Raw genomic sequence first — 24,578 nt, forward strand, 5'->3', positions numbered from 1 at the left:
CGAGCCCTGCCCCCGGTCCCGTTAGGCTGAAGCCATGCGTGATCTCGGGGCGGGGCTCGGTTTTCTGATCAAGGGCCAGCGCTGGGTGTTCGGCCACGGCAAGTGGTTCGGCATAGGGCTGCTGCCCGGTCTGATCACCCTCGTGCTGTACGCGGGCGCCCTCGTCGGCCTCGGCTACGGCGCCGACGACCTGGCGGAATGGGTGACGCCGTTCGCCGACGACTGGTCCTCGCCCTGGCCAGGCCTGCTGCGCAACGGCCTGACCGTGCTGGTCTTCGTCCTCGGCCTGTTCCTGGCCGTGATCACCTTCACCGCCGTGACCCTGCTGGTCGGGCAGCCCTTCTACGAGTCGCTGTCCGAGGAGGTCGAGCGCACCGAGGGCGGCACCGTCCCCGAATCCGGACTGCCGCTCTGGCGGGAACTGTGGATCTCCGCCCGCGACAGCGTGCGCGTCCTGGTCCGGGTCGGGCTGTACGCGATCCTGCTCTTCGCCCTCGGATTCGTCCCGGTCGCCGGGCAGACCGTCGTCCCCGTCCTCGGCTTCTGCGTCACCGGGTACTTCCTGGCCGAGGAGCTGACCGCCGTCGCGCTCCAGCGCAGGGGCATGGTGCTGAAGGACCGCCTCGCCCTGCTGCGCGGCCACCGCATGCGCACCCTCGGCTTCGGCGTACCGCTGGGGCTGGCGTTCATGCTGCCGTTCGTCGCCGTGTTCCTCATGCCCGGCGCCGTCGCGGGGGCGACCCTGCTGGCGCGTGGCCTGGCCGGCGACGAGGGGGCGGCCGACGCGGGCAAGGGCGGGACGGACGCCGAGGACTGAGCCGGCCGCCCCGCTCAGCGCACCGAGAACCCGTAGACCGTCGTGGACGCGAACTCCTCGCCCGGCCGCAGCACCGTGCTCGGGAACTCCGGACGGTTCGGCGAGTCCGGGAAGTGCTGGGTCTCCAGGGCGACCCCCGCGCACGGGCCGAAGGGCCGTCCGTCCATGTGGTCCGCCGTGTACAGCTGGAGCCCGGGCTCCGTCGTCGTCACCGTCAGCACGCGCCCGGACCCCTCGTCGTACAGCTCCGCCGCCGGGGACGTGCCGTCGAGCACGAAGTTGTGGTCGTACCCCTTGGCCACCGGCCGGGGCTCGCGGAAGTCGAAGCGCGTGCCCTCCACCGGCAGGAACTCACCGGTCGGCAGCGACTCCTCGTCCACCGGGGTGACCGCCCCCGCCGCGATCCGCAGCCGCTGACCGAGCGCGCTGCCGCTGTCGGCGCCCGCCAGGTTCCAGTAGGTGTGGTTCGTCAGGTTCAGCACGGTCGGCGCGTCCGTCACCGCCCGGTACGCGATGCGCAGCGCCCCGCCCTCGTCCAGGGTGTACGCCGCCGTCAGCTCGACGCGCCCCGGGAAGCCCTCCTCGCCGTCCGCCGAGACGAGGGACAGCTCCACCCCGTCCGGGACCGCGCGCGCGTTCCACACCCGCTTGTCGAAGCCACGCACCCCGCCGTGCAGCTGGTTGCGCCCCTCGTTGCGCGTGAGGTGGTGCGTACGGCCGTCCAGCTCGAAGGACGCCCCGCCGATGCGGTTCGCGTACCGGCCGACGAGTGCGCCGAAGTACGGCGCCGTGTACACCTGGTAGGAGGCCAGGTCGGGCAGCCCGAGCGCGATTCCGGCCCGGACCCCGTCCCGGTCCGGCACCTCGGCCGACTGCACGATGCCGCCGTACGTCAGGACGCGCACCCGCGTGCCGTCCCGCTCCAGCGTCCAGCGGTGCACCGCGGTGCCGTCCGCGAGGGTGCCGAAGCGCTCCGTACCGATCATCGTGCCCGAACCCGTCTCCATGATCAGCGACTTTACGCGGGCGGTCGCACCGCCGTGACATTCCGGTAGGCGATCTCGGCGAGCCGCGCCTGTCCGTTGCGGCCGGGGTGGAACCAGTCCCACTGGCTGAGCTGCTTGCCGGTGAACCGGTAGTCGAACACCGCCCCGCCGTCGTACCGGCAGCGACGGTCCTTCGCGCACACCTCGCGCAGCACCTCGTTGTACGCCACGACACGCTCCTGCACCGCCGTGCGCCGGGCCACCGCCGCCGCGCCCATGTCGTCCGCGCCGCTCAGCATCGACTTGCAGATGCCCAGCTTCCAGATCTGCTTGCCCAGCGGGTTGGCGCGCCCCTGCGCCCACAGCCGCTTCAGGTCCGGCACGCTCGACACGTACACCTGCGCCTTCGGCGCCCCGGCGCGCAGCTCGCGCATCGACGCCTCGAACGACGCCCGGAAGTCCGCCACCGGGGTCATCGACCGCACCGAGTCCCGGCAGGCGTCGTTGGCGCCGATCATCACGGTCACCAGGTCCGGGTCCTCGTCCGCCGCCTCCGCCATCTGCTCCGGCAGTTGCGCCATCCGGGCGCCCGTCACCGCGTGGTTCCAGCTGTGGTCCGCCGCGCCGGACGCGCCCAGGAGCCGTACCGCCAGGCTGCGGACCGAGCTGTCCGTGCCCGTCGACCAGGAGACCTCCGGGCAGTCGGCCAGCACCGAACACGCGTCGAAGCCGCGCGTGATGGAGTCCCCGACCGCAGCGATCGACTTCGGGCGCGGGTCCCAGACCGGGCCCGCCGCCGGGGACGGACGGCGCTCGGCCGCCGAGCCCTTCGTCGTCCCGTCCGACCCCGAGCCGCAGCCGGCCAGCGCCCCCGAGCCCAGGCAGGCCAGAGCGGCCAGCCCGGCCAGTGCGGTGCGCGAGCGGTGCCGTACGGACCGATCCGGCATTGCCTGGTCTCCTCCTGTTCATGCCCCGCCGCTCCGCCGGGTGAAGACTGAGCGAAGAAGGGCCCCGGGACCGACGGTACGTCACACCTCCGACACCGGGGCGCGGTAGCTTTTCCCCGTCGAACCAGTGGCTTTCGCGGCGCCCGGCTCCACTCGGGTGGCATCCGAACATCACACCGCGTCACATACTGTCGCTTTTCCGGAGAATAACTCCCGATGCTGTTTACTGATGACAGGCCGCTGGGGAAGGCGAACCTCGTCCCACACTGGAGGTCCCGGTGACGACACGTGGAGTCCTGTACGTTCACTCCGCACCGCGCGCGCTCTGCCCACACGTCGAATGGGCGGTGGCGGGAGTCCTCGGCGGGCGGGTGCAGCTCGACTGGATCAGACAGCCGGCCGCGCCGGGCACCTGGCGCTCCGAATTCTCCTGGCAGGCGCGGCCCGGTACGGCGTCCAAGCTGGCGTCCGCGCTGCGCGGCTGGGACCTGCTGCGTTTCGAGGTGACGGCGGAGCCGTCGCCCACGGCGGAGGGCGAGCGCTACAGCTCGACGCCCGCGCTGGGCATCTTCCACGCCGTCACCGGCATGCACGGCGACATCCTCGTCCCCGAGGACCGCCTCCGCGCCGCGCTGGCCCGCTCCGCCGGCGGTGAGACCGACCTGGAGGCGGAGATCGCCAAGCTCCTGGGCAAGCCCTGGGACGACGAACTGGAGTCCTTCCGCCACGCGGGCGAGGGCGCGCCCGTCCGCTGGCTGCACCAGGTCGTGTGACGCGTTCAAGCCCCTCCGGCGATTGAGGAGCGGGGGTCCGGGGGCGGAGCCCCCGAATGCGACGAAGCCCGCACCCTCACTCGGAGGGCACGGGCTCCAAGCCCGCGCGGACGCGCAAGCGCGTCACACGCTACGGAACGCCAGCACCACGTTGTGGCCGCCGAAGCCGAACGAGTTGTTGATCGCCGCGATCGGCCCCTCCGGCAGCGCCCGGGGCGCGTCCCGGACGATGTCCGCGTCGATCGACTCGTCCAGGTTGTCCACGTTGATCGTCGGCGGAGCCATCCGGTGGTGCAGCGCCAGGACCGTCGCCACGGTCTCGATGCCGCCCGCACCGCCGAGCAGGTGACCCGTCATCGACTTCGTCGCGGAGATCGCGACGTGGTCCAGATCGTCCCCCAGCACCGCGCGCAGCGCCTTGACCTCCGCGAGGTCACCCTGCGGGGTGGACGTCGCGTGGGCGTTCAGGTGGGCGATCTCCGACGGCTTGAGGTCCGTCTGGTCCAGCAGGTTCTGCATCGCCGCGGCGATACCGCGACCCGTCGGCTCCGGCTGCGCGATGTGGTGGGCGTCGGCCGAGAGGCCCTGGCCCAGCACCTCGCAGTAGACCCGGGCGCCACGCTTCGCCGCGTGCTCCGCGGACTCCAGGACGACGACACCGGCGCCCTCGCCGAGGACGAAGCCGTCGCGGCCCACGTCGTACGGGCGGGAAGCCTTCTCCGGCTCGTCGTTGCTCTTGGACATCGCCATCATGTTGGCGAAGGCGGCGATCGGCAGCGGGTGGATCGCCGCCTCGGTGCCGCCGGCGAGGACCACGTCGGCGCGGCCGGTGCGGATCATCTCGACGGCGTACCCGATCGCCTCGGCACCCGAGGCGCAGGCGGAGACCGGGGTGTGGACGCCCGCCTGGGCGTTCACCTCGATGCCCACATTCGCGGCCGGGCCGTTGGGCATGAGCATGGGCACGGTGTGCGGGGAGACGCGGCGTACGCCCTTCTCCTTCAGCACGTCGTACTGGTCGAGCAGGGTGATCACGCCGCCGATGCCGGAGGCGATCACCGAACCCAGCCGCTCCGGCTGGATCGTTTCGTCCTCACCGGCCTTGCCGGTGAAACCCGCGTCCGCCCACGCCTCACGGGCCGCGATCAGCGCGAACTGCGCCGATCGGTCCAGTCGGCGGGCGAGCGGACGGGGCAGGACGTCAGCGGGATCGACGGCCGCCAGGGCCGCGATCCGGACAGGCAGTTCGGCGAAACGTTCGCCCTCAAGAGGCTTGACGCCGGAACGCCCGGCCATCAGACCTTCCCAGGTCGATGCGGAATCGCCACCCAGCGGAGTGGTTGCGCCGATACCGGTGACGACCACGGTGCGATTGGTCGAGTTCACTGGAAAATCTTCTCCACGTGTAGGGGGTCGTGAATCAGCGGCGCCACCGCCGGGTGGCGACACACGAACCGGCTGGATCAGTCCTGGTGCTTGAGGATGTAGTCCGCGGCGTCGCCGACGGTCTTGAGGTTCTTGACGTCCTCGTCGGGGATCTTCACGTCGAAGCGCTCCTCGGCGGCGACGACGACCTCGACCATGGACAGCGAGTCGACGTCCAGGTCGTCCGTGAACGACTTGTTCAGCTCGACGTCCTCGGTCGGGATACCGGCGATCTCGTTGACGATCTCGGCGAGACCCTCGACGATCTCTTCCTGCGTGGCGGCCATTTCGGCGCTCCTTCGGTGTATTTCTGCTGGGTTCGGGCGTCCGGGCGAAAAAGCCCGGTGTGCCTAGGGGAGAGTAACGACCGTCGCGGCGTAGACGAGACCCGCCCCGAAGCCGATGACGAGCGCGGTGTCGCCGCTCTTGGCCTGACCGGTCGCCAGGAGCCGCTCCATGGCGAGCGGGATCGAGGCGGCGGAGGTGTTGCCGGTGGTCTCCACGTCACGGGCGACCGTGACGCTCTCCGGCAGCTTGAGCGTCTTCACCATCGAGTCGATGATCCGCATGTTGGCCTGGTGCGGGATGAAGACGTCCAGGTCTTCCGGGGCGATTCCGGCCGCGTCCAACGCCTGCTGGGCGACCTTCGCCATCTCGAAGACGGCCCAGCGGAACACCGCCTGGCCCTCCTGTGTGATGGCGGGGAACTTGACCTCGCCGCGGTCGTTGAGGGGCAGCTTCGTGACATCGCCGAGCTGGAAGTCGTTCCATGCCACGGTCTGCTTGATCGTCTCGGACTTGTCGCCCTCGGAGCCCCAGACCGTCGGGCCTATGGCGGGCACCTTGGAGGGGCCGACGATGACCGCCCCGGCGCCGTCGCCGAACAGGAAGGCCGTGGCCCGGTCGGTGAGGTCGGTGAGGTCGCTCAGCCGCTCCACACCGATGACGAGTACGTACTCCGCCGAGCCCTCGACGATCATGCCCTTGGCCAGGGTCAGCCCGTAGCCGAAGCCCGCGCAGCCGGCCGAGATGTCGAAGGCGGCGGGCTTGCCTGCGCCGACCTTGTGGGCGATCTCGGTCGCGATGGCCGGGGTCTGCTTGAAGTGCGAGACGGTGGAGACGATGACCGCGCCGATCTGCTCCGGGGCGATCCCGGCGTCCGCGATGGCCTTGCCGGACGCCTCGACGGACATCGCGGCCACGGTCTCCTCCTCGGAGGCCCAGTGGCGGGTCGCGATGCCGGAACGGGAACGGATCCACTCGTCGGACGAGTCGATCGTCTCCAGGATGACCTCGTTGGGCACCACCCGGGTCGGGCGGTAGCCGCCGACACCCATGATCCGCGCGTACGGAGCGCCCTGGCTCGGCTTGATCTTCGACATGCTCTCGGGCTCCTTAGGCGCCCGCGTGCTCAGCGATGAGCGCGCGGGCCGCGTCGAGGTCGTCGGGGGTCTTGAGCGCGAGGGTCGGGACGCCGGGCAGCGCCCGCTTCGCCAGGCCGGTGAGCGTGCCGCCGGGGCAGACCTCGATGAGCGCGGTGACGCCCATCTCCTTGAAGGTCTCCATGCACAGGTCCCAGCGGACCGGGTTGGCGACCTGGCCGACGATCCGGGTGATGACCTCGTGGCCGGTGGCGACGGTCTTGCCGTCGGCGTTCGAGACGTACGTCACCGAGGGGTCGGAGACGTCCAGGTCCCCGGCCGCGGCGCGCAGCCGCTCGACGGCGGGCGCCATGTGGTGAGTGTGGAAGGCGCCGGCCACCTTCAGGGGCACCACGCGGCGCACACCCTCCGGCTTGTCCTCGGTCAGCGCGGCGATCTGCGCGGCGGTGCCCGCGGCGACGATCTGGCCGCCGCCGTTGACGTTCGCCGGGGTCAGCCCGAGCTTCTCCAGGTGCGGCACGGTCACCTCGGGGTCGCCGCCGAGCAGCGCCGCCATCCCGGTCTCGGTGACCGCGGCGGCCTCGGCCATGGCGAGCCCACGCGTACGGACGAAGCGCAGCGCGGCCTCCTCGCCGATGACACCGGCGAACGAGGCGGCGGTGATCTCACCGACGCTGTGGCCGGCGACGACGTCCGGAGAGGCGTCGAGCGCGGAGGCCGACAGCAGACCGGCGGCGACCAGCAGCGGCTGGGCCACCGCGGTGTCGCGGATCTCCTCCGCGTCCGCCTCGGTGCCGTAGCGCAGGAGGTCGAGCCCGATGGCCTCGGACCAGGCCGCGATGCGGTCGGTGGCACCGGGGAGGTCGAGCCAGGGAGTCAGGAAGCCGGGCGTCTGAGCGCCTTGGCCGGGAGCGACGAGTACGAGCACCCTCACACTCTCTCTTGTGAACGGTCCGGAACACCCGTGGGGACAGGGACGAAGAACCGTAGGGGGAATTGTTGATGTCCGACAAAAGTCTAGGACTGCGTATCCCGGTCGGCCAGACGCCCCAGGATCAGGGCGATTCGCAGAGTGAACGCCGAGCGCACATCGGAAGGTGACCAGCCGGTGACGTCTGTCACACGTCGAAGCCGGTAGCGCACGGTGTTGGGATGCACGAAGAGCATCCTGGCCGCGCCCTCCAGGCTGCTCGCCTGTTCCAGATACACACTCAGAGTCTCCAGAAGCGCGGAGCCCGCCTCTTCCAGCGGTCTGTAGATCTCCTCCACCAACTGCTCGCGCGCGGCAGGGTCGCCCGCCATGGCGCGCTCCGGCAGCAGATCGTCCGCGAGCACCGGCCTCGGCGCGTCCTGCCAGGCTCCGCACGCCTTCAGCCCGGCTGCCGCGGCCTGCGCGGACCGGGTCGCGGCCAGCAGGTCCGCCACCACGGGCCCGGCCACCACGGGGCCCGCCGCGTACGGCCCGATCAGGGCCTTCGCGACCTGGAGCGGGTTGTCGCTGCCGCCCGCGATGACGACCAGGCGGTTGCCGAGCACCCCGGTCAGGACCTGGAGCTTGGCGTGCCGGGCGGCGCGCCGGATCGCCTCCACGGTCAGCTCGCTGTCCCCGTCCGGGGCGGTGCCGAGCAGCACGCAGACGTGTTCGGGGGAGTTCCAGCCGAGCGCGGCGGCCCGGGAGACGGCGCCCTCGTCGGCCTCGCCGGACAGCACCGCGTTCACCACGAGCGATTCGAGGCGGGCGTCCCAGGCTCCCCGGGCCTCGGCCGCCTGCGCGTACACCTGGGCGGTCGCGAACGCGATCTCGCGGGCGTAGACGAGCAGCGCCTCCCGCAGCACCGACTCGTCGCCGGGCGCGGCGACCTCGTCGATCGCGGCCTCCATGACCTCGATCGTGGTGCGCACCATCTCGACGGTCTGCCGCAGCGTGATCGCCCGGGTCAGCTCGCGCGGGGCGGTCCCGAAGACATCGGTCGAGATCGCCTGCGGGGTCTCCGGATGCCGGAACCACTCGGTGAACGCGGCGATGCCGGCCTGGGCGACCAGGCCGATCCAGGACCGGTTCTCCGGGGGCATCGCCCGGTACCACGGCAGCGACTCGTCCATGCGGGCGATCGCGTTCGCGGCCAGCCGGCCGGAGGACTGCTCAAGCCGCTTCAGGGTCGCGGCATGGAGGTGGGCGTCGTTCGCAGCGGGCTGCTCAGGATCGGGTCGGGGCACGTAGACAAGACTGCCCTATCCGGACGCGCGCCCCGATGGCCGGGGCCGGTGGCGGGCCGCTTCGCCGTCCGGCGGGCGCTTCACGAGGGGCGGCGGGCTACCGTGGACGGGTGATTTCCGTACACCGCGCGGGCGACCGGTTCGAGGGCGGGGACGCGACGGCCGGCATCGTCTCCCGGCACTCGTTCTCCTTCGGCGCCTTCTACGACCCCGACAACCTCCGCTTCGGCCCGATCCTCGCCTGCAACGAGGAGCGCCTCGCGCCCGGCGCGGGCTTCGAGGAGCACCCGCACAGCCATACGGAGATCGTCACCTGGGTCGTCGAGGGCGAGCTGACGCACCGCGACTCGGCCGGTCACGCCACGGTGGTCCGGGCCGGTGACGTCCAGCACCTCAGCGCCGCGTCCGGCGTCCGCCACGTCGAACGCAACGACGGCGAGCACCCGCTGACGTTCCTTCAGATGTGGCTCGCGCCCCTGGAGCCCGGCGGTGAGCCCTCGTACACGACCGTCCCGGGCATCGCCGACTCCACCCCGTACGCCCTCCCCGAGGCGGGCGCCATGCTCCATGTGCGCCGTCTCGCGGAGGGCGGGCGCGCGGCGGTCCCCGACGCTCCCCGGGCGTACGTCCACGTGGTGCGCGGCACGATACGCATCGGCGCCGAGGAGCTGACGGCGGGCGACGCGGCCCGCGTCACCGGTGAACGGGGCCTCGAACTGGTCGCGGCGGACACGGCCGAGGTGCTGGTCTGGGAGCTGGGTCACTGACTGGGCGCCCCGGCCGCGCGTCAGCGGGCGTGGTGCCGGTGGCCCTGCTGCCGCGGGATCTCGCTCAGCCGCATCGGCGCCGGGCGCCGGCGGCTCCGGCCGGGAAAGGGGTTGGGCCGCGCGGGCACCTTCGGGGCCAGGGCCACGAAGGCGAGCGGGGCGAGGACCGCGACGAGGATCAGCACGATGACGACGTTCATGTTCCTGCCTTCCGTCCGGTACTGATGGTCTGTCACTACTTGTCGTAACCGGAAATCGGCCCGATAAACACGATGGGTGACGAAGATTCCTTTCTGTGGGCGGCCTAGCGCCGCCACATCGACCACATCGGCGGCCCCGACCGGAACGTCATCTCCTCGCGGACCTCGAAGCCGTGGCGGCGGTAGAACGTGAGGTTGCGGCTGTTGCTCGATTCCAGGAAGACCGGGCGCCCGTCCGCGTCCGCCCGTTCCAGCAGGCCCCCGAGGACCGCCGAGCCGCGTCCCGTACCGCGTGCGTCGGCGTGGGTGCCGATGTACTCGACGTACCAGTGCGCGGGGCGGGCCGGGTGCCGGTGTTCCAGGGCGAGCAAGCGCCCGGCCGTACGGGGGAGTTGTGCCCGGCTCGCCCGGAGGAGCGTGCCCGCGTTGCGCAGCAGGTAGGCCGCCGGGAGCTTCCACGCGCCGGGTTCCGCCCAGACGGCCGCCACCGTGCGGTCCTCGTCCGTCCACACCCGGCCCGCCGGGATCTGCTGCGACAGGTGCGCGGTGAACAGCAGCCGCAACCGCCGGTCCCGGTCCCGGTCCCGGGGCATCAGCCAGGACCAGACCGGGTCCTCGGCGTACGCGCTGGCCAGCACGCCCGCGAGCGCGGGGACGTCGGACGCGGTGGCGCGGACTATGTCGTCGGTCATGGGCGGGGAGCGTAGCGGCCGTCCGTGACCGGCGGCCAGCATCCCGGCAAGACCGGCCGACCGGCCATCGGGGCGCGATTTTCGGCTATCACCGTGCGGGATCTCGACTGCGTGCCGGGGCCATGGAAATCTGCCGGTGCCTCAGGAATACGTCCACGGTTCGCCCGCCGTTCGCACCGGCGGCCTAGTTTTCGCAGGCGCGCAGACGTCCCTCCCCTTGTGAACGACTCTCCCCCCAGAGGTGCCCCGATGACCCTTCAGATCAGCGAGATCCCCTGCCCGGACACCGACGCTCCCGCCGAAGCCGATGACACCGGCGAACTCACCAACGACCTGCGCATCAGCCGCCGCCGGATGCTGCAGACGGCCGCCGTCTCCCTCGGCGCCCTGGCCGCGGGACCGGTGGCCGACGCGGTCGGCGGTGCGCAGGCCGAGGCGGCCGAATACCGCTTGCCCAGAGGCTTCAAGGGCGATATCTCCGACCTGAAGCACGTGGTGATCCTTATGCAGGAGAACCGTTCCTTCGACCACTACCTCGGCCAGTTGAAGGGAGTGCGCGGCCATGACGACAAGCAGGTCCTGACGTTCCAGGACGGCACCACCGTCTTCCAGCAGCGCGACGCCACCGGTGCCATCGTGACGCCCGCCGTCTCCACCGCCACCTGGAGCGACAAGCACAACTTCTACGGTGCCAACGGCGGGCGCTGGGACACCTGGGTGCAGGACAAGGGCGACCACTGCATGTGGTACTACACGCCCGACTACATGCCGTGGATGTACTCGCTCGCCTCGCAGTACACCGTCTGCGACATGAACTTCTGCTCGCTGCACGGGCCCACGATCCCCAACCGCTACTACCTGATGAGCGGCACGGCGGGCGGCGAGACCAGCAACGCCGGACAGAACAACTACACCCGCCGCTGGACCACCGTCCCCGAACAGCTCCAGCAGGCGGGCATCGACTGGCGGGTCTACTCCGACAACAGCGGCAACGGCGTCGGCAAGAGCCTCCAGAGCGGCTATGTCGGCGAGTACGGCTGCAACGTCACCAACAGCTTCGCCGCCTTCGACCCCCGCAGCGCCGACCCGGCCGAGCTCGAACCGGGCACCGGCAAGGTCTGGAAGGCCAACTCCTTCGTCTACGCGGGCGCCACCACCCCCAACGACGACTCCGAGGCCAACCTGGACGCCGTCCTGCGCGACCTGATCGCCGCCTGCGAGCCGGGCGCCGAACACCCGCTTCCCGAGGTGTCCTGGGTGGTCATGCCCGCCGCGTGGAGTGAGCACCCGGGCTTCGACACGGTGCACGGCGAGCGGTACATGAACAAGGTGCTGAAGACCCTCCAGAGCAACGAGGACATCTGGAACCACACCCTCGTGATCATCACGTACGACGAGAACGACGGGAAGTTCGACCACGTCCTGCCGCCGCGCCCGGAGGCGGGCACCCCCGGCGAGTTCTCCGGCACCACCCCTTACGGCTTCGGGCCCCGCGTCCCGATGCTCCTCGTCTCACCGTGGACGCGCGGCGGCTACGTCGCCTCGGAGGTGTTCGACCACACCTCGACCGTGAAGTTCCTGGAGACCTGGGCCGCGCACCTGGGCAAGCCGTTCACCTGCCCGAACATCACCCCGTGGCGCCGCTCCATCGCCGGAGACCTGACCAGCGCGATCGACTTCGCGCACCCGCGCCCCGGCCCGGTCGTCATCGCCGACCCGGTCACCGGCACCCCGCCGAGGCCGCCCCGCGACCGGATGGAGCCGCGCGGCCTCTCCTTCCACCCGCACGCCGTGCTCACCGAGGACCGGGCCGCCGGCACGGTGACCGCCGCCATGACGCTGACCGGCGGTCCGGAGGGCAAGGCGGTGAGCCTCCAGGTCTTCCCCGACCGGTACCTCCCGTTCGAGAACATCCCGCACACGGTGAGCGCGGCGACCCCGCGCTCGTACACCTGGGACACGGCCGCCACCGACGGCCGGTACGCCTTCTCGGTGTACGGCCCCGACGGGTTCCTGCGCTCCTTCGCCGGGCAGGTCGTCCCCGAGGACGCGAGCACCCGCCACATCGGCCTGCCGCGCGTCGAGGCGCGGCTGGTCCGGGGCAGGCGGCCGGTGGTCCGCCTGGGGCTGCACAACGACGGCCGCCACCCGGTCCGGTACACCCTGGAGGCCAACGACTACGCGGGCGGCACCCGCAAGGTCACCGTCCCCGGCGGCCACTCCGCGGTCGTGGACTGGCCCACCGAGCACGGCTACTACGACGTGGTGCTCACCGCCGACACCGGCACCGGCTGGACCCAGCGGTACGCGGGCCGGGTGGCGACGGTGAGCGACCGCTGACCGCAGCGGCGGGCCCCGGCGCCCCGGTCAGCCCGCCAGCTCCGCCAGTACCGCGTCGGTGAACGGCGGCCACACCTCGACCGCCCACGGGCCGAAGGCCCGGTCGGTGAGCGCGACACAGGCCGCGCCCGCCGCCGGGTCGACCCAGAGGAACGTGCCCGACTGCCCGAAGTGGCCGAAGGTTGCGGGGGAGGAGGAGGCGCCGGTCCAGTGCGGGGACTTGGAGTCGCGGATCTCGAAGCCGAGGCCCCAGTCGTTGGGGTTCTGGTGGCCGTAGCCGGGGAGGACGCCCTTCAGGCCCGGGTGGACGACGGTCTGCGCGGCGAGCACGGTGCGCGGGTCGAGGAGGCGGGGGGCCTGCACCTCGGCGGCGAAGCGCGCGAGGTCGTCGACCGTGGAGACGCCGTCCTTGGCGGGGGAGCCGTCCAGGGTGGTCGCGGTCATCCCGAGCGGTTCCAGGACCGCCTGTCGAACGTATTCCGGGAACGGGATGCCGGTGGCCTTCGCGATGTGGTCGCCCAGCACCTCGAAGCCCGCGTTGGAGTAGAGGCGCCGGTTGCCGGGCGGGGCCATCACCCGGTGCTCGTCGAACGCGAGGCCGCTGGTGTGGGCGAGGAGGTGGCGCACGGTCGAGCCCTCGGGGCCCGCCGGTTCGTCCAGCTCCACGGCGCCCTCCTCGTACGCCACCAGCGCCGCGTAGGCCGCGATCGGTTTGGTGACGGAGGCGAGCGGGAAGCGGTGCGCGGTCGGGCCGTGCGTACCGGCGACCGTGCCGTCCGCTCGTACGACGGCCGCCGCGGCGGTGGGGACGGGCCAGTTCTCGATCATCGCCAGGCTCTGCATGCGTACGAGAGTAGATTCCAGGTCCCGCCCGTCGGAAACCGCACCCGGTCCTGCTTGCTTCGAGTGCACTCCAACGTCATAGCGTGGAGGCATGACGGTGATGGAGACCACTTCGACCCGGACCGATATCTGCGCCTCCGCCCCCTCGGCGCACCCGCGCCCCGACGGGCAGGACCGCTACACGATCAGCGAGGTCGCCGCGTTCACCGGGCTGACCGCCCACACCCTGCGCTGGTACGAGCGGATCGGGCTCATGCCGCACGTCGACCGGTCGCACACCGGCCAGCGGCGCTTCAGCAACCGGGACCTCGACTGGCTCGCCTTCGTCACCAAGCTGCGGCTGACCGGAATGCCGGTCGCGCACATGGTCCGGTACGCCGAGCTCATACGCGAGGGCGACCACACCTTCGAGGAGCGGCAGGAACTCCTGGAGGCGACCCGCCGCGACGTGAGGACGCGGATCGCGGAGCTCCAGGACACCCTGGCCGTACTGGACTACAAGATCGACTTCTATGCGGGCGCCCGTGGGGCGCCGGAAGGGCCCAGTGCCTGATGACTGACAACAAGATCGCCACCGTCGAACTCGGCCGGGGCGGCCCCCGGATCGGGGTCCAGGGCCTCGGCTGCATGGGCATCAGCGAGTTCTACGGCGACACCGACGAGGTTTCGGCCCGCGAGACGCTGGAAACGGCGCTGGCGGCGGGCGTCACCCTCTTCGACACCGCCGACATCTACGGCAGCGGCGCCAACGAGACCTTCCTCGCGCCGTTCGTCGGGGCGCACCGCGACGAGATCACCCTGGCCACCAAGTTCGGCATCGAGCGGCGCGACGACGACCCCGATTACCGCGGTGTCAACAACAGCCCCGCGTACATCCGCAAGGCCGTCGAGGCCAGCCTGCGCCGCCTGAACACCGACGTGATCGACCTCTACTACATGCACCGCCACGACCCCGCCGTACCGTTCGCGGAGTCCGTCGGCGCCATGGCCGAGCTGGTCCGGGAGGGCAAGGTCAAGCAGCTCGGGCTCAGCGAGGTCACCGGCGCCGAACTGCGCGAGGCGCACGCCGTGCACCCGATCGCCGCCCTCCAGTCCGAGTGGTCCCTCTTCAGCCGGGACGTGGAGCGCAGCGCGCTCGCCGCCGCCGCCGAGCTGGGCGTCACGGTCGTGCCGTACTCGCCGCTGGGCCGGGGCTTCCTCACCGGGTCCTTCGCGGACGCGGGCAAGGAGCTGGCCCCGGGCGACTTCCGCGCCTCGCAGCCCCGCATGACCGGCGAGAACGCGAAGACCAACACGGCGCTCCTGGAGCCCGTCCACAAGATCGCCGCCGCCCACGGGGCGACTGCCGGGCAGGTCGCGCTCGCCTGGGTCCAGCAGCGCGCCCAGGTCCACGGCGTCACCGTCGTCCCGATCCCCGGCACCCGCAAGAGCCACCGCCTCCTGGAGAACGTGGGCGCGACCCGCATCGCGCTCACCGACGACGAGCTGGCCCTCCTCGAACCGATCGCCGGACAGGTCGCGGGCGACCGCTACCAGGACATGAGCCTGACCTCGCTCGCGCGCGAGTAGCCGGCGGGTAGCCTCCGCACGAGGAAGCGACAGAGGAGGCAAGCATGGCGATCAAGCGGATGGACAACGTCGGCATCGTCGTCGAGGACCTGGACGCCGCCATCGCGTTCTTCCGGGAACTCGGCATGGAGCTGGAGGGCAAGGGCGAGGTCCAGGGCGGTTTCGCCGAGCAGTGCACCGGGCTGGACGGCACCCACTGCGAGATCGCCATGCTCCGGACCCCGGACGGGCACAGCCGGCTGGAGCTGGCGAAGTACCTCAGCCCCGCGCCGATCGACGCCCCGCGCGACCGGCCGCACAACGTGCTCGGCACGCACCGCGTCATGTTCGCCGTGGACGACATCGAGGACACCGTCGCCCGGCTGCGCTCGTTCGGCGGCGAACTCGTCGGCTCCATCGCCCGGTTCGAGAACAGCTACCTGCTCTGCTACCTGCGCGGCCCGGACGGCGTCATCGTCGGTCTGGCGGAGGAGCTGGGCGGGAACGGCTAGGCGCCCGCGCCCTCGGCGATCGCCGCGAAGGGGGCGTCCGCGCCCGCGCCCTCGGCGATCGCCGCGAAGGCCCGTAGCGACCGGGTCCCCGGGGCGAAGTAGCCCGTGTGTCCCTCCGCGTCGTCGGCCGGCACGCGGCGGGCGCCGAACCCCGGCGACGCGGGGTCCGGGCCGTGGCCGAGCCCGGCGAACTCGACGTGCGGGACCTTGTCGATCCAGTCGCCGGGGTCCTTCGCCGCCCACACCCGCGCCCCGGTGCGCAGACCGGCCACGCTGTTCGCGCGCATCCCGGGCGAGCCGAGGACCACGAGGTCGGCGACGCGCAGCCGGTGCGCGGCCAGGCCGCAGACGACCGAGCCGTAGCTGTGGCAGAACACCGTGGTGACGGGCACCCCGGCGGCTGCCAGCCCGTCCGTGAACCGGGTCAGCCGGGCGGAACCGGCCTCCGCCAGCGTCCCCCGCGCCGCGTCGAGCCCGAGGCCCACCGGTGTGGTGTACCCGGCCCAGGCGATCACGGCGGTGCCCGGCCCCGTACGGGCGTACAGCGACCTGGCCATGCCGGCCGGGGTGCCGTACACATCGGTCGTACGGTCGAACGTGCCGGCGTCGATGTCGGACCCGGGCACCACCACGGACACTCGCCGGGCGGTCGCCAGGTCGCCGAAGACTTCCGCGACCTGGCCCCGGCCGCGCGGGTCGAACGCCAGGAAGCGGCGGGCCGGGTCCTCGGCGAGGTGGGCGTAACGGGGGTCGTGCGAGGTGCGCAGAGCAAGGGCGTTGGCCCGGTAGCGCAGTCCGACGGGGGCGCCGTCGAGGTTGCCGACGACCAACGGGTGCCGTGCGGCCAGGACCTGTTGCCGGGCCCCGTCCAACCCCGCGAAGAACCGGGCCGCTTCGGCGGGCGAGTCCCGCTCCGGGTCCGGCAGTTCGCGGCCCAGTGTGTGGTCGGCCCGCCAGGAGGCCGTGCCCGGCGGCGGGCCCGTGACCGCCTGCTGGGCGTTGCCCGACACCCAGCCCGCCGTCCCCGACACCACGGTGACCGCCAGCGCGGCCGCGACCAGGGTCCTCGCGTAACGCCGCATCCTCCCCGCCCTCCCTCTCCGGCCGACCGGCCGGTCCCCGCACGCCGTTCGGCGCGACGGGAGGAAGGTAGGAACGCGGTGGGCGCGCGGGCGTCACACCGGGGGGCCAACTGCCGTGTGATACCCGGGTAGGGGGTGTGGCGGGTGCGTCAGGCGGAGCCGGGGACGACGAGCCCCGCCTCGTACGCGAAGATCACCGCCTGCGCCCGGTCGCGCAGGGACAGCTTCGCCAGGACGCGCCCGATGTGTGTCTTCACCGTCTGCTCGGCGAGCACCAGCTTCCCGGCGATCTCCTGGTTCGACAGGCCGCGCGCGATGAGCTCCAGGACCTCCGTCTCGCGCGGCGTCAGCCCGTTGAGCCGCAGCGTCGCCCCGCCCCGGGCCGACACCGAAGGCCCCTGCTTCGCGAAATCGGCGATCAGACGGCGTGTCACGGAGGGTGCGAGCAGCGCGTCACCCGCCGCCACCACCCGGACCGCCGCGATCAGGTCCGCCGGGGGCGCGTCCTTCAGCAGGAAGCCGGACGCCCCGGCCCGCAGCGCCTCGTACACGTAGTCGTCCACGTCGAACGTGGTCAGCATCAGCACCCTGGGCACATGGACCACGCCCGGAGGCGGGTCGAGGAGCGCGCGGGCCGCCGCGAGACCGTCCATCTCGGGCATCCGGACGTCCATCAGGACCACGTCCGGGTGGACCCGGCGGCTGACCTCGACGCCCTGGCGCCCGTCCGGCGCCTCACCGACCACGTCGATGTCCGCCTGCGCGGCCAACAGGGCCGCGAACCCCGCCCGCACCATGGCCTGGTCGTCGACGATGATCACACGGATGGTCACGGTTCCTCCGGACTCAGGGGGCGTCGTCGGGTCCGGCCGGGGACAGCGGCAGCCGCGCGGCGACCCGGAACCCCCCGTCCGGCAGCGGCCCGGCGTCCAGTGAGCCGCCCGTCAACCGTACGCGCTCCCGCATCCCGACCAGACCGTGGCCCGTTCCCGCGGTCTCCAGCGGCGGAACCGGCCGACCCGGCGGGCCGTTGACGACCAGCACCGTCAACTGCCCGCCGTCCGAGGCTACCGAGACCCGGGTCCGGGCACCCGGCGCGTGCCGGACCACGTTTGCCAGCGCCTCCTGCACGATCCGGTACGCGGACAGGTCGACGGCCGGCGGTACGTCACCCGGATCGGCGGCCAACGACAGTTCGGCAGGGAGCCCCGCCCGCACCGTCGCCTCCACCAACTGCTGCAAGCGGTCGATCCCCGGCTGCGGGGTCCGCTCGCCCTCCGCACCGTCACCGCGCAGCACCACGAGCAGCCGCCGCATCTCGGCCAGCGACTCCCGCGCGCTCGCGGCGATCGTCCCGAACTCCTCGCGCGCCTCGTCCGACAGCTCCGGCAGCCGGTAGGGCGCGGAGTCCGCCTGGACGGTGATCACGGACATGTGGTGGGCGACCACGTCGTGCAGCTCCCGGGCGATCCTGGCCCGCTCCTCCAGCAGCGTCCGCCGGGCGCGCTCCGCCTCGCTGACGGTCTCCTGCTCGGCCAGCCGGCGCTGCGCGACGCGCCGTTCCCGTACCGCAGCGCCGATCACCAGCACCACCGCCGCGCCCAGGGGGAGGAGCAGCGCGGTGCCGTCGCTGCGGTCAGCGCGGACCAGATGGAGGATGAGGCTCGCCGCCCCGGTCGCCAGCCAGACGGCGACGAGAACCGGCCGCGACCTGCGCAGGGCCAGGGCGAGGAGCAGGAAGAGGTAGGCGACGAGCGGCGCGGGCGGCCACGGCCACACGTCGTACTCGCGGGCCGGCTGTCCCAGGAGCACCAGCGCGCCCGCGATGTCGGCCGGGAAGACGATCCACCAGGCCCACAGGGGCCGGTGCGCCATCAGAAGCAGGGGCCCGGCCTGGGTGACGGCGAGGGTGGTGGCGGCCGCGCCGCCGAGCCCGTACTGATCGAGGAGATTGGCCAGGGTGACCGGGAGGAAGAGCACCGTCAGGACCACGGCGGCGGCCTGCGGCAGTAAGCGCGTCCACCGCCGGGCATCGCCGGTGTGCGCGGGAGGGGAAGCGGGTATCGGCTCGGTCATCTCGGGCGGCGGCTACAGCTCGGCCAGAAGCTGCGCCTTCTTGGCGCTGAACTCCTCGTCGGTCACCAGGCCCGCCCGGTGCAGCTCCCCGAGGTGGTGGATGCGCTCCGCGATGTCGGCCGGATCACGCCGGGCGGCGGCGCCGAGGGGAGCGGGGGCCGGGGGCGCGGACTGCTTCCTGCGTACGGATTCGAGGACGGCCGCCGCGAAGGGCAGCGACTCGTGGACCGGGCCGTAGCCGAGCCCGAAGATCACCGCCGCGGGGTCCTGGTCGGCCCGGGCGGGCCTGGGTATCACCGGCTGGACGCCGGTGGCCGTACCGCCCGCCGCGGGAGCGGTGAGCCCTCCGGACGCGGGGACCACGGCGTCCGAGCCCTTGGGCAGCAGCCGCAGATAACCCTCCAGGCCTTCCGGCGAGCGCCACTCGACCCCGCACAGATCCGTGACCGGGAACGTCTGGTCGCCGGCCTTCCACTTCTCCGACGAGGCGCCCGTCCAGAACCAGCGGAACGAGATCCGCTCACCGTCGAAGCCGGCCCGCCCGTCGTACGCCTTGAACTGCATCGGGGCCTCGGGGGCGGCGACCAGGAAACGGTCGGCGGGCTCGCCCGCGTCCGCGCCGAGGCAGGCCCGCAGTTCGTCCGCGTAGTACTCGGCAAGGGTCTCGCGGGCGGCGGGGAGCACCAGCCGGTACGGGTCGCAGCCGTCCTTCAGCTGGCCGGCGGCGGCTTCGAGGAGCGGGTCGGCACCAGGGCGCGGGACGGCACGCAGCACCACCGTGCCCCGCCTGCCCGGGGTCAGCGTCACCGACGACAGCGCCGCGTGCGGGACGCGGCGCTCACGGAGGCTCTGGAGGAGTCTCGGCGTGCGGATACCCCGTTCGTAGCGGATGAGCACGGAGTCGGCGTCGAACTCCCAGGTGGCATGAATTCCGGCCAGCACATCACCCATGCGCCTCATCGTATGCGGCACTTGCCCGCCCCGTCCCCTCTCGGAGTCGACCGCTTCCGGAGGCCGGACGCGGTGTCTCTACGCGCGTCAGGCTGTCGAGTCGGCGTACACCCCGTCGTTGCAGGTGCTGTCGGCCGGTGCGCAGGTCACCGATGTGTATGCGCCAACTCCGATCGCGGCGAAGTTGCCCAGGCTCTCGGTGCCCGGCTCGAAGTAACCGCTGTGGCCGACCGCGCCGTCCGCCGAGACGACCCGGGCGCCGAAGCCGTGGTCCACCGGATCGGCACCGTGCCCGAGGCCGCCGAACTCCAGGTTCGGCACGTCCTCGATCCAGTCGCCGCTGTCCCGCATCGCCCACACGTGCGCCCGGGTGTGCAGCTGTCCGGCGTTGTCGGCCCGCATGCCCGGACTGCCGGCCACGGCGATGTCCTCGACCCGGCCGGGCAGCCTGCTCGCGGCGACCCCGCACAGGACGGAGCCGTAGCTGTGGCAGAACAGCGAGACGGGCGCCGGTCCCGGGAGGGCGCGGACGAGCGCGTCGAGCCGGACCGCCCCGCGCTCGGCGAGGTTGCCGAGGGCGGCGTCCATGCCGATGCCGACGGGCGTGGTGTAGTCGGCCCAGGCGATGACGGCGGTGCGCACCTCGGGGCTCGCGGCGCGCTCGGCGGCGTACAGCGACTTGGCCATGCCGACGGGCGCGGCGTTGGTCTTGGCGCCGGTGCGTTCCAGCGTCAGCAGATTCGTGTCGACGCCGGGCACGACGAGCGAGATGCGCCGGGCCCGGTCCAGGTCGCCGAAGACCTCGGCGGCGAGCCCGCGCCCCGACGGGTCGAACGCCAGGAAGTGCCGGTCCCGGGCGAGCATCGAGCGGAAGCGGTCCAGGCGGTGCTGGGCCTCGGCACGACCGGACGCGGAGAGTCTTGTGTCGTGGACGCGTGCGCGTTCGACCGCGCTCGCCTGTCCGATCGCCCGCCGGTTCGCGCGGTAACGGGTGGCGGCCGGGGCGCCGTTGAGGTTCCCCACGACGAGCGGATATCTGTCGGCGAGGTGTGCGCGCTGCGCCGGTGTCAGCGTGGCGAAGAAGTGCGCCAGCTTGTACGACGGGGTGTCGGTGTCCGGCAGCGGCTGTCCCGCTATCGACCCCTTGGCCCAGGCGGCCAGCGCGAGCGCGCGGGAGTCGCCGGAGCGCTGGTGGTGCACGGCGGTCCAGCCGGTCGTCGCGAGCATCACGAAAACGACCGCGACGGCGAGCAGGGCGCGCCAGGCGGTGAGCGTGGGAGAGGAGTCGAAGGAAGTCACTCCGGACCACCCTAGGAGACGGGCGGAGCCGGTTCGGGGGCAGGGTGACCTACATCACCCGACTGTGCGGAAGGACACGGCGATCGCCTCACCCTGCGTACGGCCTTGCGCCACGCTCCGCGCCTTTCGTGTCAACCGTGTGGGGGCTGTCACCTTTCAGGGTGGACTCGACCTCCAGCCCTTCCGATTACTCTCCGTAACGGCGCAGGGTGGGTGCCGGGAGATCCACATCGGTGGACGCCCCGCATCAGCAGTTCCGTCACGGCAGTTCCATCACACGGGGGTTCCACTCACATGCGTACGACCGTTGCCGCAGCCGTCCTGGCCGTCACCGCCCTGCTCCTGTCCGCACCCTCCGGGGCCACCGCGCCCCCGAAGGCCGCCGCGCCCGTCTCCCTCGGGGACTGCGGGAGCGGGCAGCTGTGCCTCTGGGCGAAGCCCGACTTCACGGGCGCCCGGCAGACCCATGAGCTGTCCACCATCGACATCGAGAGCTGCGTCCCGCTGAAACCGGGCACCACCGCCCAGTCCCTCGCCAACCGCACCGGCCGGCCCGTCACCACCTACCAGTCCGAAGAGTGCGCGGAAACCGGCGAGTTCGAGACGTACCCGGGGGGCGGCACCTGGCTGCCGCGCTCGCCGTACCAGGTGCGCGCCTTCAAGGTGTGGGAAAACTGACCGGCTCTGGACGCACCGCGGGGCGGCGGCACCCCTCCCGGGTCCCACCGCCCCGCACCGGGCCGGTCTCCGCGCCCGCGTTACGCGTCGCCGCCCGCGGCCCCCGGATCGGCCGAGGCCACGTCCAGCAGCTCGTAGCGGTCGACCGCCGTCTTCAGCGCCGACCGGTCGACCTTCCCGTCCTTCGCCAGCTCCGTGAGCACCGCGAGCACGATCGACTGCGCGTCGATGTGGAAGTACCGCCGCGCCGCGCCCCGCGTGTCCGCGAACCCGAAGCCGTCAGCGCCCAGCGACTGGTACGCACCGGGCACCCAGCGGGCGATCTGGTCCGGCACGGACCGCATCCAGTCCGACACCGCCACGAACGGCCCCTGCGCCCCGGACAGCTTGCGCGTCACGTACGGCACGCGCTGCTCCTCCTCCGGGTGCAGCAGGTTGTACCGCTCCACGTCCACGGCCTCGCGCCGCAGCTCGTTCCAGGAGGTGGCCGACCAGACGTCCGCCCTCACGTTCCACTCGTCGGCGAGGATGCGCTGCGCCTCGACCGCCCACGGCACCGCCACGCCGGACGCCAGGATCTGGGCCGGGATCTCACCCTTCTCCCCGGCGCTGTAGCGGTAGACGCCCTTCAGAATGCCCTCGACGTCGACATCGGCGGGCTCCGCCGGGTGCTGGATCGGCTCGTTGTAGACGGTGAGGTAGTAGAAGACGTCCTCGTTCTCCTCGGGGGTCCCGCCGTACATCCGGCGCAGACCGTCCTGCACGATGTGCGCGATCTCGTACCCGAACGCCGGGTCGTAGGCCACACAGGCCGGGTTGGTCGACGCCAGCAGCTGCGAGTGCCCGTCGGCGTGCTGGAGCCCCTCGCCGGTCAGCGTCGTCCGGCCGGCGGTCGCGCCCAGCACGAAGCCGCGGGCCAGCTGGTCCGCCATCTGCCAGAACTGGTCACCGGTGCGCTGGAATCCGAACATCGAGTAGAAGACGTACACCGGGATCAGCGGCTCGCCGTGCGTCGCGTAGGCCGAGCCCGCGGCGACCAGCGAGGCCGTGCAGCCCGCTTCCGAGATGCCGTCGTGCAGCATCTGCCCGGTCGGCGACTCCTTGTACGCGAGCAGCAGATCACGGTCCACCGACTCGTACTGCTGCCCGAGCGGGTTGTAGATCTTCGCGCTCGGGAAGAAGGCGTCCATGCCGAACGTGCGGTACTCGTCGGGCGCGATCAGCACGAAGCGCTTGCCGATCTCCTTGTCCCGCATGAGGTCCTTCAGGATGCGGACGAAGGCCATGGTGGTGGCGATCGACTGCTGACCCGAGCCCTTCTTCGCGGCCGCGTACGTCTTGTCCGCCGGCAGCGGCAGCGGCTTCGCGCGCACCACCCGGGTCGGGACGTAACCGCCCAGGCCCTTGCGGCGGTCGTGCATGTACTGGATCTCCTCCGAGTCGCGGCCCGGGTGGTAGTACGGCGGGTTGCCGTCCTCCAGCTCCTTGTCGGCGATCGGGATGTGCAGCCGGTCCCGGAACCGCTTCAGGTCCTCGGCGGTGAGCTTCTTCATCTGGTGGGTCGCGTTGCGCCCCTCGAAGTTCGGCCCGAGGGTCCAGCCCTTGACCGTCTGCGCCAGGATCACCGTCGGCTGGCCCTTGTGGGCCTTGGCCGCCGCATAGGCCGCGTACACCTTGCGGTGGTCGTGACCGCCGCGCCCCAGGTGCAGGATCTGCTGGTCGGTCATGTCCTTGACCATCTCGCGCAGCCTCGGGTCGTCCCCGAAGAAGTGCTCCCGGATGTACGCGCCGGTCTCCGTCGCGTACGTCTGGAACTGCCCGTCCGGCGTCGTGTTCAGCTTGTTGACCAGGATGCCCGTGCGGTCCTGCGCCAGCAGCGGGTCCCAGGACCGGTCCCAGACCAGCTTGATCACGTTCCACCCGGCGCCCCGGAACTGGGACTCCAGCTCCTGGATGACCTTGCCGTTGCCGCGCACCGGGCCGTCGAGGCGCTGGAGGTTGCAGTTGACGACGAACGTCAGGTTGTCCAGGCCCTCGCGCGCGGCGATGGACAGCTGGCCGAGCGACTCCGGCTCGTCCATCTCGCCGTCACCGAGATACGCCCACACATGCGAGTTCGACGTGTCGGCGAGGCCGCGCGCCTCCATGTAGCGGTTCATCCGCGCCTGGTAGATCGCGCCGAGCGGGCCGAGGCCCATCGACACCGTCGGGAACTCCCAGAAGTCCGGCATCAGCCGCGGGTGCGGATAGCTGGACAGCCCGTTCGGCGCCTTCGACTTCTCCTGGCGGAACGCGTCCAGCTGCGCCTCGCTCAGCCGGTCCAGCAGGAAGGCGCGGGCGTAGATCCCGGGCGAGGCGTGCCCCTGGAAGAAGATCTGGTCGCCGCCCAGACCGTCGTCCTTGCCCCGGAAGAAGTGGTTGAAGCCGACGTCGTACAACGAGGCCGAGGAGGCGAACGTGGCGATGTGACCGCCCACGCCGATCCCCGGACGCTGGGCGCGCGAGACCATCACGGCCGCGTTCCAGCGGGTCGCGTTGAGGATCTTGCGCTCGATCTCCTCGTCGCCGGGGAAGAACGGCTCGTCCTTCGTGGCGATCGTGTTGACGTAGTCCGTGCTGCGCATCTCCGGCACGGCGACGCGCTTCTCGCGCGCTCGCTCGATGAGCCGGAGCATGAGATAGCGGGCCCGCTCACGGCCTCGCTCGTCGACGGCGGCGTCGAGGGAGTCGAGCCATTCCTGGGTCTCTTCGGGATCAAAATCCGGGACCTGACTCGGAAGGCCGCCAATGATGATCGGGTTGCGATCGGATCCGGAAGCCACGCTGTTCCTTCGCTGTTCGGTGCTGCGCTTCGGGGCCTGTTACGGGAGTCCTGCCCCCGGACATGAGGTACGTGTACGCCAACCCATCGTGTACCGCCGAAACGCGTACGTCATCTCTACCGAGAGGTAACCGCGAACGCGTCCCCGGCCCGGTCCCGCCGGGGTGGATGGACGGCCGCCGAGTGGGTATCGGTGCAGGCAGACGGCCTCGGACAGGACGG

The 24,578-nt window shown here is 71.8% G+C and carries 24 protein-coding genes; 8 read left to right on the plus strand and 16 right to left on the minus strand.

Annotated features, from left to right (window positions below):
• Positions 1-34 precede the first annotated feature (34 nt).
• Complete coding sequence (locus ABZ565_RS00595; protein ID WP_361018521.1) at positions 35-817, plus strand: EI24 domain-containing protein; 783 nt, start codon at positions 35-37, stop codon at positions 815-817.
• A 14-nt stretch (positions 818-831) separates the two neighbouring features.
• Here ABZ565_RS00595 and ABZ565_RS00600 read toward each other — a convergent pair whose 3' ends face one another.
• Both ABZ565_RS00600 and ABZ565_RS00605 read right to left on the minus strand, forming a co-directional pair.
• Positions 832-1,824 (minus strand): aldose epimerase family protein, encoded by a 993-nt coding sequence (locus ABZ565_RS00600; protein WP_361018524.1) that lies wholly within the window; start codon positions 1,822-1,824, stop codon positions 832-834.
• Between the two features lie 11 nt (positions 1,825-1,835).
• Entirely contained in the window at positions 1,836-2,750 is a 915-nt protein-coding gene (locus tag ABZ565_RS00605; protein WP_361018527.1) for an SGNH/GDSL hydrolase family protein, read from the minus strand.
• 278 nt (positions 2,751-3,028) lie between these two features.
• On the opposite strand from ABZ565_RS00605, the gene ABZ565_RS00610 reads away from it, so the two are divergent.
• Positions 3,029-3,523 (plus strand): DUF3145 domain-containing protein, encoded by a 495-nt coding sequence (locus tag ABZ565_RS00610; RefSeq protein ID WP_328900056.1) that lies wholly within the window; start codon positions 3,029-3,031, stop codon positions 3,521-3,523.
• 123 nt (positions 3,524-3,646) lie between these two features.
• On the opposite strand, the gene fabF is transcribed toward ABZ565_RS00610, so the two are convergent.
• From fabF to ABZ565_RS00635, 5 genes are all read right to left on the minus strand, one after another.
• Positions 3,647-4,909: a beta-ketoacyl-ACP synthase II gene (gene fabF / locus ABZ565_RS00615; RefSeq protein ID WP_361018530.1), complete on the minus strand. Its 1,263-nt coding sequence runs from the start codon at positions 4,907-4,909 to the stop codon at positions 3,647-3,649.
• Positions 4,910-4,986: 77 nt separating this feature from the next.
• A complete protein-coding gene (locus tag ABZ565_RS00620) occupies positions 4,987-5,235 on the minus strand; it encodes an acyl carrier protein (protein WP_361018533.1) in 249 nt (82 codons plus the stop codon).
• A 63-nt stretch (positions 5,236-5,298) separates the two neighbouring features.
• Complete coding sequence (locus tag ABZ565_RS00625) at positions 5,299-6,330, minus strand: ketoacyl-ACP synthase III (protein WP_361018535.1); 1,032 nt, start codon at positions 6,328-6,330, stop codon at positions 5,299-5,301.
• Between the two features lie 13 nt (positions 6,331-6,343).
• Positions 6,344-7,258, minus strand: coding sequence for an ACP S-malonyltransferase (locus ABZ565_RS00630; protein ID WP_361018538.1), 915 nt, complete (start codon positions 7,256-7,258; stop codon positions 6,344-6,346).
• 89 nt (positions 7,259-7,347) lie between these two features.
• On the minus strand, positions 7,348-8,547 hold the full coding sequence (locus ABZ565_RS00635; RefSeq protein ID WP_026171552.1) for a helix-turn-helix domain-containing protein: 1,200 nt from the start codon (positions 8,545-8,547) through the stop codon (positions 7,348-7,350).
• A gap of 110 nt (positions 8,548-8,657) precedes the next feature.
• Between ABZ565_RS00635 and ABZ565_RS00640 the strand changes: the two genes are divergently transcribed.
• Positions 8,658-9,314 carry a pirin family protein gene (locus ABZ565_RS00640; protein ID WP_361018540.1) on the plus strand — a complete coding sequence of 219 codons (657 nt, stop codon included), beginning with the start codon at positions 8,658-8,660 and terminating at the stop codon, positions 9,312-9,314.
• Positions 9,315-9,334: 20 nt separating this feature from the next.
• Here ABZ565_RS00640 and ABZ565_RS00645 read toward each other — a convergent pair whose 3' ends face one another.
• Both ABZ565_RS00645 and ABZ565_RS00650 read right to left on the minus strand, forming a co-directional pair.
• Positions 9,335-9,514 (minus strand): hypothetical protein, encoded by a 180-nt coding sequence (locus tag ABZ565_RS00645; protein ID WP_361018543.1) that lies wholly within the window; start codon positions 9,512-9,514, stop codon positions 9,335-9,337.
• A 104-nt stretch (positions 9,515-9,618) separates the two neighbouring features.
• Positions 9,619-10,206: a GNAT family N-acetyltransferase gene (locus ABZ565_RS00650; protein ID WP_361018546.1), complete on the minus strand. Its 588-nt coding sequence runs from the start codon at positions 10,204-10,206 to the stop codon at positions 9,619-9,621.
• A 249-nt stretch (positions 10,207-10,455) separates the two neighbouring features.
• On the opposite strand from ABZ565_RS00650, the gene ABZ565_RS00655 reads away from it, so the two are divergent.
• Positions 10,456-12,546, plus strand: coding sequence for an alkaline phosphatase family protein (locus tag ABZ565_RS00655; RefSeq protein ID WP_361018549.1), 2,091 nt, complete (start codon positions 10,456-10,458; stop codon positions 12,544-12,546).
• A gap of 27 nt (positions 12,547-12,573) precedes the next feature.
• Here the strand turns inward: ABZ565_RS00655 and ABZ565_RS00660 are convergent, their stop codons facing one another.
• On the minus strand, positions 12,574-13,389 hold the full coding sequence (locus ABZ565_RS00660; protein WP_361018552.1) for a serine hydrolase domain-containing protein: 816 nt from the start codon (positions 13,387-13,389) through the stop codon (positions 12,574-12,576).
• A 91-nt stretch (positions 13,390-13,480) separates the two neighbouring features.
• Here ABZ565_RS00660 and ABZ565_RS00665 point away from each other — a divergent pair, with 91 nt between their 5' ends.
• The 3 genes from ABZ565_RS00665 to ABZ565_RS00675 are packed head-to-tail and all read left to right on the plus strand — an operon-like array spanning position 13,481 to position 15,449.
• On the plus strand, positions 13,481-13,942 hold the full coding sequence (locus tag ABZ565_RS00665) for a MerR family transcriptional regulator (protein WP_361018555.1): 462 nt from the start codon (positions 13,481-13,483) through the stop codon (positions 13,940-13,942).
• A complete protein-coding gene (locus ABZ565_RS00670) occupies positions 13,942-14,958 on the plus strand; it encodes an aldo/keto reductase (protein ID WP_361018558.1) in 1,017 nt (338 codons plus the stop codon). Before ABZ565_RS00665 ends, ABZ565_RS00670 begins: the two co-directional genes overlap by 1 nt.
• 44 nt (positions 14,959-15,002) lie before the next feature.
• On the plus strand, positions 15,003-15,449 hold the full coding sequence (locus ABZ565_RS00675) for a VOC family protein (protein ID WP_361018561.1): 447 nt from the start codon (positions 15,003-15,005) through the stop codon (positions 15,447-15,449).
• On the opposite strand, the gene ABZ565_RS00680 is transcribed toward ABZ565_RS00675, so the two are convergent.
• The 5 genes from ABZ565_RS00680 to ABZ565_RS00700 all read right to left on the minus strand — a co-directional run bounded on the left by ABZ565_RS00680 (position 15,446) and on the right by ABZ565_RS00700 (position 20,857).
• Positions 15,446-16,531 carry an alpha/beta hydrolase gene (locus ABZ565_RS00680; protein WP_361018564.1) on the minus strand — a complete coding sequence of 362 codons (1,086 nt, stop codon included), beginning with the start codon at positions 16,529-16,531 and terminating at the stop codon, positions 15,446-15,448. The genes ABZ565_RS00675 and ABZ565_RS00680 overlap by 4 nt on opposite strands.
• A 149-nt stretch (positions 16,532-16,680) precedes the next feature.
• The gene (locus ABZ565_RS00685; protein WP_361018567.1) at positions 16,681-17,364 is read right to left on the minus strand and encodes a response regulator transcription factor; all 684 of its coding nucleotides are present in this window, start codon (positions 17,362-17,364) and stop codon (positions 16,681-16,683) included.
• A gap of 13 nt (positions 17,365-17,377) precedes the next feature.
• Complete coding sequence (locus ABZ565_RS00690) at positions 17,378-18,607, minus strand: sensor histidine kinase (protein WP_361018570.1); 1,230 nt, start codon at positions 18,605-18,607, stop codon at positions 17,378-17,380.
• A 12-nt stretch (positions 18,608-18,619) separates the two neighbouring features.
• Positions 18,620-19,558, minus strand: a complete 939-nt coding sequence (locus tag ABZ565_RS00695; protein WP_361018573.1) for a DUF4429 domain-containing protein — start codon at positions 19,556-19,558, stop codon at positions 18,620-18,622.
• An 87-nt stretch (positions 19,559-19,645) separates the two neighbouring features.
• On the minus strand, positions 19,646-20,857 hold the full coding sequence (locus tag ABZ565_RS00700; protein ID WP_361018576.1) for an alpha/beta hydrolase: 1,212 nt from the start codon (positions 20,855-20,857) through the stop codon (positions 19,646-19,648).
• A gap of 294 nt (positions 20,858-21,151) precedes the next feature.
• Between ABZ565_RS00700 and ABZ565_RS00705 the strand changes: the two genes are divergently transcribed.
• Positions 21,152-21,535, plus strand: a complete 384-nt coding sequence (locus ABZ565_RS00705; RefSeq protein ID WP_361018579.1) for a peptidase inhibitor family I36 protein — start codon at positions 21,152-21,154, stop codon at positions 21,533-21,535.
• Positions 21,536-21,615: 80 nt separating this feature from the next.
• On the opposite strand, the gene aceE is transcribed toward ABZ565_RS00705, so the two are convergent.
• Complete coding sequence (gene aceE, locus ABZ565_RS00710; RefSeq protein ID WP_361018582.1) at positions 21,616-24,357, minus strand: pyruvate dehydrogenase (acetyl-transferring), homodimeric type; 2,742 nt, start codon at positions 24,355-24,357, stop codon at positions 21,616-21,618.
• Positions 24,358-24,578 lie beyond the last annotated feature (221 nt).

It is taken from the genome of Streptomyces sp. NPDC016469, from assembly GCF_040632905.1.
GTDB lineage: Bacteria > Actinomycetota > Actinomycetes > Streptomycetales > Streptomycetaceae > Streptomyces.